Consider the following 3,337-nt stretch of genomic DNA (forward strand, 5'->3'; position numbering starts at 1 on the left):
CCGGCAGCTAATTTATATTTTGCATACTGCCTTACTGCAAAGTGGTCAGGCTTCTCTTTTTCAAGTCTCTCAAACAGAATATCCACAGCGTTTTTGAAGGATTCATCATCTTCCCTTATCTCCATGGAATTGATCATTTCAACAAGAGTATTGAAGTTCCTTTCTTCCTCAGGAGCCTCATAATATATCAGGCCGATAAGCGCCGTGTAAAGGAGCTTTTCAGCCTTCTCCCAGAACGGATCTCCGGGAGTACCTTCCCCTTTGGTGTTTGCCATAAGAGTCGTAACAAGCTTTAATATATCGGTCTCCGAATGGATATATTCAAAAGGATTATATCTCATGCTCTTCTTGAAATTAATTGTGTTGAAGATTTTTATCCTGTAACCGGCTTTCAGAAACACATTCCCAACTTCGCCCAATAAAGTTCCTTTTGGATCTGATAAAACATAGCTGCTGTGGAGCTGCAAAAGATTTGGTTTTATCCAGAATCTTGTTTTACCGGAACCGGAACCGCCGACGATCAGGACATTTTTGTTTCTTGCATACTTCGGCTCTTTTGGTCTTGAATTCATGGTAATGCGCTCCGTCTGCGACAGGATCACGTTGTTCTTAAAATCAGGATCTTCAAAAGGTTCTATGTCTTCATGTTTCCCCCACCTCGCTGAGCCGTATTCTCTATTGTGGCGAAAGGTCTTGGCGTTCTTACCCTTAAGGTAGACCGCCAGTCTTAGAGCTGCGCCACATACAATTCCTATCATCAGGTCAAATGGATTCAGGCTTGGAAGCAAATTGGAAAAAGCTTCGCTAAGTCCACCATACAGAACCAGTCCCTGAATCTTTTCTGACATATTACTTCCCCAGGATATTCTCCAGGCTTCACCAAGATTAGTGCAAAATAGTCCCACTGCAAAATATGGAATATTAAGGATTATTGTCTTCTTCACTTTTCTGTTCATCTAACATTCTCCTTGAATTTCTCTTTTACCTTACGTGGACGCTTTGCAATCTCTTCCTTTAGCTTTCGGAGCTGCTTTGTAAGGCTTGGCTTTTCTTTCTGCTCCCGCTTTACCACCTTAGCAGAGTATTCTTTTACAACTGCGCTTATGGCATCGATGTCTTTTGCCTTGAAAAAGCATGTATACCTTGGCGGATCCGAAGTCTTGTCTTTTACAATGGCAAAATCGACTCCATACTTATTTGCTATTCGCTTGAAAGTACGCATGCTCTCTCCACTGACTTCCATTGATGATGCACCCTGCCCCTGCTTAACAAGCTGCTTTACTGTCATCTTGCCATGTTTCGGAGCTTTGGACTGCTGGTCCAGGTACTTAAGAAATGCAACCAGTCCTCTTATCAGTGCCCTGCCTGATACCTTTCCAACCTGATAGCAGAAGCGTATGTATTTTGCCGATACTTCTTCGTTCATAGACTACACCTCATGCTGCGGCTTCATACTCCAGAGGATATGCTCCAAACTTCTCACCACCATATGTAAGGGTTATGAGCCCCATCTGGAAATAAGTCCGCATAAGTTTGATATCAATGTCTGTAAGTGGCTTTATCCTCGAGTCTTTCCCTACTTTCACCATGACAGCACTTCCTACAAGATACCTTGAATAGCCGGAATTCATTACACTGTTTCCGGAAAAGCACAGAAGATAATCATCGCCAACAGGCGCTGCATACCCATCCTGTCCTATCCCATCAAAGATTCTGTCCATCTCTGCTGTATCAATCGTGCGGAAGTTTCCATCTGTACCTATGACAAGAGCCCTTCTGATATCACCGCTTACATCTTTCTTAAAGTTACCTGGGAACTGGATGATCCCGTCTGTCACCGGATCAAGCTCAATCTTTATCTTTAGTTCCTCCATTTTTTTACGCTGCCTTTCTATTTTTTCTATGTTCATCCATAATCATTGCCATGCAGGGAAAACAAAATGTCCTTCCTGTTCCATAAGGGCATGGAGTATTGCAATTATGAGGTTTCAATCCTGCTGTCGGTATTGGATTCGTTGTTCCTAAAAAGTATTTTCCTCCACTGTATTTTTCTCTGTTGTATGCTTTAGACATTGCATATCTCCTCCGCTTAAAACAAATAGGCACCAGTCCAAATTTCTTTAGACCAGTGCCTGGTATGAATAGATATTATTTAGATGGCATTACCACCTTTTTCTTTATGCCCTTTGTCCAACGAATTATTCATTGGAGTCTTCGAAGCTTCTTCCTTAGCTGCTTTTAGCTCCCCTAAAAGAGACTTCTTTTCCCTGGAATCGCACCCTCTCTCTTCAACAATCCCATTCTGACGATCTACGAATTTCTCCCCCAGTTCGAATACCTTATTATTTGAATCATAATGATAAACACTGTCTGTTAGCTTATCCGCCGGATCCACTGTAGTAGCATTAACTTCTCTGACCATGTTCTCCAGCGTCTTTAGGTCAAAATTACCATTGTCTGGAATTATCAATATCTCATGTATGCTGCTGGGCAAAATGAAAAAAGAACCACCAACCCTTTCTGAAGCCTTCTCCATAAAGTCTTCATAAGCAATAACACCTGCACCATGAACATTTCCTTCCACAGATGCTACAAACATCTGCTCCTGCTCTGGTGGAATGTTAAGTCCCAGCATTTCCAGATCCTCGACTCCCATCTGTTTAGCAAGTACTTCACCCATTCCCTGGATTACCAACGGTTTGATTTCCGGTGCATTTCTAACCGCATCCTCATGGAGCTGTTCTGCTGATATTCCATAATTATCAAGCATCTGATTTGTCACAAGAATTGATCCGACATCCGCCCCTTCAGAAACAACCTGGAATCGGTACACCACAGCCATATCTTCGATATCTTTATGAGGAACATTCTGCAGGATTTCTGCATTCCTTTCAGTAGATACAACCTCCATGGAAAGAGTGTGCTTCATTTTGTCATAGTCATTAAAACTGTCTATATCAAAATTCGGTGCCTCTTCAAGTCGTGCAGCTGCAATTTCTGCAGCATGCTTCACAATAGAACCAAAGCTGTTTCCATTATCATAGGTCTTGTAAAGCTCGTCAACATTCAGGCTTATGCCAACAGATGCCCCCTCAGGTTTAATGGTAAGAGCCTCATATGATGTATTCATCTTGTCCATTTTCTTTGTTTCAAGCTCACAATCACCTACGCCTCTCTCATATAATTCCTTCCCAATCTCTTTGGGTAGTGTCAAATCTGACACCCCTTTTTTGTTACTAAATCCTTTATTTTCGGGAGGTTTAAATAAAAAGAGCATTGACCTCCCTTTTTGGTATAATGTCTATCGCCAAACAGACTAAAAAAAAGGAACCAATGC

5 protein-coding genes are annotated in these 3,337 nt (G+C 41.9%); all 5 read right to left on the minus strand.

What is annotated here, in order from left to right:
* A partial coding sequence (locus J6I68_RS08950) for a type IV secretory system conjugative DNA transfer family protein (protein WP_292219781.1) occupies positions 1 to 956 on the minus strand: 956 nt, incomplete at its 3' end.
* Positions 953 to 1,426, minus strand: coding sequence for a PcfB family protein (locus J6I68_RS08955; protein ID WP_292219783.1), 474 nt, complete (start codon positions 1,424 to 1,426; stop codon positions 953 to 955). The genes J6I68_RS08950 and J6I68_RS08955, both read right to left, overlap by 4 nt.
* 10 nt (positions 1,427 to 1,436) lie before the next feature.
* A complete protein-coding gene (locus J6I68_RS08960) occupies positions 1,437 to 1,874 on the minus strand; it encodes a hypothetical protein (RefSeq protein ID WP_292219785.1) in 438 nt (145 codons plus the stop codon).
* A gap of 4 nt (positions 1,875 to 1,878) precedes the next feature.
* Positions 1,879 to 2,073 carry a hypothetical protein gene (locus tag J6I68_RS08965; RefSeq protein WP_292219786.1) on the minus strand — a complete coding sequence of 65 codons (195 nt, stop codon included), beginning with the start codon at positions 2,071 to 2,073 and terminating at the stop codon, positions 1,879 to 1,881.
* Positions 2,074 to 2,152: 79 nt separating this feature from the next.
* Positions 2,153 to 3,214, minus strand: coding sequence for a DUF5688 family protein (locus J6I68_RS08970; protein WP_292219787.1), 1,062 nt, complete (start codon positions 3,212 to 3,214; stop codon positions 2,153 to 2,155).
* Between the last annotated feature and the right edge of the window lie 123 nt (positions 3,215 to 3,337).

It is taken from the genome of Butyrivibrio sp. (genome assembly GCF_017940685.1).
GTDB lineage: Bacteria > Bacillota > Clostridia > Lachnospirales > Lachnospiraceae > Butyrivibrio.